Annotated in this window: 3 protein-coding genes and 5 pseudogenes; 4 read left to right on the top strand and 4 right to left on the bottom strand. The window is 56.1% G+C overall.

Annotated features, from left to right (window positions below; genetic code table 11):
* Positions 1-286: 286 nt before the first annotated feature.
* Positions 287-475 (top strand): annotated as a pseudogene (locus GCT19_RS41085) (DDE-type integrase/transposase/recombinase); the annotation flags it as partial.
* A gap of 14 nt (positions 476-489) precedes the next feature.
* Positions 490-1,232, top strand: a pseudogene (locus GCT19_RS44205) (IS3 family transposase); the annotation flags it as partial.
* A 54-nt stretch (positions 1,233-1,286) separates the two neighbouring features.
* Here the strand turns inward: GCT19_RS44205 and GCT19_RS41075 are convergent.
* The 4 genes and pseudogenes from GCT19_RS41075 to GCT19_RS41065 form a co-directional block, all read right to left on the bottom strand.
* Positions 1,287-1,778: pseudogene (locus GCT19_RS41075) on the bottom strand (IS6 family transposase); the annotation flags it as partial.
* A gap of 43 nt (positions 1,779-1,821) precedes the next feature.
* Positions 1,822-1,950: a hypothetical protein gene (locus GCT19_RS44570; protein ID WP_260186049.1), complete on the bottom strand. Its 129-nt coding sequence runs from the start codon at positions 1,948-1,950 to the stop codon at positions 1,822-1,824.
* Positions 1,951-2,054: 104 nt separating this feature from the next.
* Positions 2,055-2,615, bottom strand: coding sequence for a hypothetical protein (locus GCT19_RS45180; protein WP_456299588.1), 561 nt, complete (start codon positions 2,613-2,615; stop codon positions 2,055-2,057).
* A gap of 533 nt (positions 2,616-3,148) precedes the next feature.
* Positions 3,149-3,277, bottom strand: a pseudogene (locus tag GCT19_RS41065) (IS5/IS1182 family transposase); the annotation flags it as partial.
* 120 nt (positions 3,278-3,397) lie between these two features.
* On the opposite strand from GCT19_RS41065, the gene GCT19_RS41060 reads away from it, so the two are divergent.
* Both GCT19_RS41060 and GCT19_RS41055 read left to right on the top strand, forming a co-directional pair.
* A complete protein-coding gene (locus GCT19_RS41060) occupies positions 3,398-3,967 on the top strand; it encodes an IS630 family transposase (protein ID WP_084598461.1) in 570 nt (189 codons plus the stop codon).
* 41 nt (positions 3,968-4,008) lie between these two features.
* Positions 4,009-4,290 (top strand): annotated as a pseudogene (locus GCT19_RS41055) (IS6 family transposase); the annotation flags it as partial.

Below are 4,290 nucleotides of genomic sequence, written 5' to 3'. Positions count from 1 at the left end.
CCAAGACATGGCTGCTTCAAGGCCAGAATAGTCGGGGTTGGTACGGGACGGTGGCGCTTCGGCGTCTTGTTACCAGTCGGAAGGGTCAATTCAGGTGGCGTAACCCGTCGGAAAATCCGTACATCTTGCGCGATGAGGCACGCAGTATCATCGAGTCGCGCTATCCCGATGTCGCCTTTGCTATGAGCAACGCTTGAACGGAGAGCCGGATGCGCTGAGAGGTGCAAGTCCGGTTCGGGGAGGAGAGGCCGGGAGATAGCTCGACTACGCCCGGTCTCTTACTCCACTATCGAGCTGGCAGGGCTTCGTCTATGTCGCGTTCATCATAGACGTGTTCGCCCGACGCATTGTCGGCTGGCGTGTGTCGAGCTCGGCGCGCACGGAGTTCGTTCTGGACGCACTGGAACAGGCCTTGTACGAGCGACAGCCGGCGCAGCAGGACGCGCTGATCCATCACAGCGACCGCGGCGTGCAAGGCGGATTCAACCGGTCAACGAGACGGAACTGAAACTGATGCGCCGGATCGACGACGAGCTGCATCTTGAGTTCCCGTTCGCGGGAGCGCGCATGCTGGTACGTCTGCTGCGCCGCGAAGGCATCAAGGTGGGCCGACGGCATGTGGGCACGCTGATGAAACGCATGGGTGTCGAAGCGCTGTACTGCAGGCCGAACACGAGCCGCCGCCACAAGCAGCACAAGATCTGGCCGTATCTGCTGCAGGGAATGAAGATCAACCGCGCCAATCAGGTGTGGGCACTCGACACCAGCTACATCCCGATGGCGCGGGGCTTCGTGTATCTGACGGCTGTGGTGGACTGGGCCAGCCGAAGGTATTGGCACATCGCGTGGCGATCACGCTGGAAGCGATCCATGCGGTCGAGGCGCTTGAAGAGGCATTCGCGAAATACGGCCAGCCTGAAATCGTCAACACCGACCAGGGCAGTCAGTTCACGGCGACCGCTTTCACCGACGCGGTTCTGGGTCGCGGCATCAAACTATCCATGGACGGCAAGGGAGCCTGGCGCGACAACGTGTTCGTCGAACGAGTGTGGCGAAGCGTCAAGTATGAGGAGGTGTATCTGAAGGCATATGAGTCGGTCAACCACGCCCGGCGCTCAATCGGCGATTACATCAATCTGTACAACCAGAGACGACCTCATTCGAGTCTGGAAGACTGCACGCCGGATGAGGCATACTTCGCGACACTGCCTGCGATCAAATCGGCAGCATGAACGCCCCGGTGGTTCCACTTAAAAATCTCGGGACCCTGCCCGAACAAGCGGCGCCACCTCTATCGGCACCTCCCGCGGGGCGTTGATCGCCCGCAAGGCAGCCAGATTCGATCCGCTCTTGTCGATCGTCACGGTCTCGGGTTCGCCATTCTGGTCGATTGCCTTTTCGAAATAGGCCCGGGCCGCAGCCTTATCCCGTGGGGCTCGCAGCAGAAAATCAACGGTGTTGCCTGCCTTGTCGACAGCCCGATAGAGATACCGCCACTCACCCCTGATGCGAATGTAGGTCTCGTCCATCCTCCAACTCTTGCCGACCGTCCGTTTGCGCCGTCGAAACGCCTTCTCGAGGACCGGCAACAGTTTGAGTGCCCAACGATGAACGGTCGAATGATCGACCGCAATCCCGCGCTCGGCCATCATCTGTTCAAGATGGCGCAGGCTCAGCGGATAAGCCACGTACCACCGAACGCACAGCAACATCACGTCCAGCGGGTAATGCAAGCGTTTGAGTACTTTTCCCACACCCGGACTCAGCTTCTCGGTCATCGATTACGTCACGCATTAAGGCCCGTCAGCATAGCAGACCGACTTATTGCGACAGATCCCAACGCAGCGCCACCTCTTTCAACGCTACGCCTTCGATGCGCATCTTCACCGCGCGGCGACGGCGTTCATTCAGTGCCGCCATCGGCAAGGTTCGGGAGTCGATTTTTTCCATACCACCTCCGACCAGTGTTGCGCCCAAGGTTTCAATATTTTATTGCCGGATAAATAAAATCCGATTTCGCAGAAGGCATTGAAAATCATTTTTGCTTTCGTTAATCAGGCTATGCTTGACGCAGCGCTAATGCACATCAAATAAATCACAGTAACCCTGCAATTCCTTAATATGATGGACCGCACAATATCAAACTTTATCATAAAGACTGGGGGGGTTTTATGACGCAGCGTATTCGGGTTCTCTGCATCAGGAAGACAAATAGGCAGCGTAGGCACGAGGCAATTTCGCGTATCGGCGGAAAGAATGCCGACGGGAGTCGGTGGAACGTCAGCGAGAAAGACGCTATTGACGGGATTGAGGCGGGTAAGTGGAACTTCTATGTTGTCGAAGGTGGCGAGACTGCTGATGTGCTCGTCTGGCAAACCCCGCAAGGCCACAAATACCTCAGGACCGGGCACGACATGACCATTGCGGACAATCTTCTCAGCCTGCCCGAGTGCCCAATAAATGGTTGTCGTTGAGCATGGCGTCTTCAACGTCGCCACCGCCATGCTGCCCAGCGCGCCTTGCCCGGATTTCAAATCCGACCAAGCCGAACGACTCAAAATCCGATCGCTTCGCCATCTGTCGACCTTCAGCTCCGACGCAGGCGAACTAGGCAAAGCAGTAATTCCGGCTTTGGTATTGGCGCGTCATTTTCCGGGTGTACACACATGAATTGCCGAAAACAAGAATGATTTTCAATATCTTGTGCCAGATCGAATCTTAAATCCGGTCTGTTTGATCCAAGTCAATTAAAATCGGATAAATCGCGGGCGAGCCTGTAATTAATTAGTATGATGGAATGAGCAATATCAAGCTCCATCATTACGATCGGGGGTTTTATGGCACGGCGTATTCAGAGTTCGTACATTGTCGGGTATGACCTCACCCGAATAGATGGTCACGACTATACGAATCTCATTCAGACACTGGAGTCTTCATTCTCGCCGTGGTTGCATCACCTGGATTCGACTTGGGTAATCGTCACTGATCTGACAGCAGTGCAAGTAGCAGACACTTTGCGTCCGCACATGCATCGCGACGACAAGCTGCTAGTTGTACAGTGTTCCGGTGTCGGCGCATGGTTCGGGTTCAACGAAACCGGATCAAATTGGCTAAGGGACAATCTCTAATCTAGGTTCTGTTCACATTCTCACGAGCGGTCCAAAGGCACAGCAAGCGACGCGAAAGCGAGATAGTTCCCTGCGAGCTTGTCATAACGAGTGGCGACACGACGAAAATGTTTGATACGACTGAAAAAGCGTTCAACGATGTTCCGGTCCCATACAGCCGACAGGCTGTGAGAATCCGCAGGTTGATCATCGAGCGGCTGCCGGATCAACTGGCGCTGCCGTTTACCTGTGGACGCGCGAGTCGGTGGCGCGACTGATCGAGCGGGAGTATGGCATCACGGTGTCGGCGTGGACGGCCGGCCGAAACCAAGGCATGGGGCATGAGTGCCCAGGAGCCTGTGCGGCGAGCGTACGAGCGCAACGGTGCGGTGATCGAACGCTGGCTGAACGAGGACTATCCGCAGATCGCGAAAGAGGCGAAGCTTGAAAAAGCAACGATCTACTTGGGTGACGAAATGCGCTTGCGTAGTGATCACATCAGCGGCACGAGCTTCGCGCTTAAGGGTCAAACGCCGGTGGTGCGCGCGACAGGACAACGCTTCGGCTGCAACATGGTCTCGGCCATTACGAACCGCGGGGAGTTGAGCTTCATGGTCTTTGAGGGAACCTTCAGGAACGCGACGGTCATCGAATTCATGAAACGCATGCTCAGGCAGGTCACGCGCAAGATCTACCTGATCGTCGATGGACACCCAGTGCACCGATCCGTTGCCGTCAGGCAGTTCGTCGCCGATAACGCCGAACGTCTGCGCCTGATCCGGCTGCCGGGGTATTGTCCCGAGCTGAACCCGGACGAACTCCTGAATCAGGATGTGAAAACCAAGGTTCTGTTGCAGTAAGGCCCACGTTAAAATTGGGTAGCGAATTTTTGAGCTGTGCGATGAAGAAGACGAAGACACCGCGAACCACACTCGCGCCGGGCTTGGCCAAGGTGCTGAAGCGCCTTCACTACCCGCTTGAAGTGATTTTGCTGTGCGTGCGATGGTACGTGGCCTATTCGCTGAGTTTGCGCAATCTTGCGGAAATGATGGACGAGCGTGGTATCGCGGTGGATCATTCGACGGTGTACCACTGGGTCATCAAACTGCTGCCGCTCTTCGAAAGGGGCTTCCGCCAGCACAAGCGTCCGGTTGGGAAAAGCTGGCGAATGGACGAGAGCTAT

It is taken from the genome of Paraburkholderia atlantica (assembly GCF_009362785.1).
GTDB lineage: Bacteria > Pseudomonadota > Gammaproteobacteria > Burkholderiales > Burkholderiaceae > Paraburkholderia > Paraburkholderia atlantica.
This window is presented reverse-complemented; position numbering and strand designations above follow the sequence as displayed.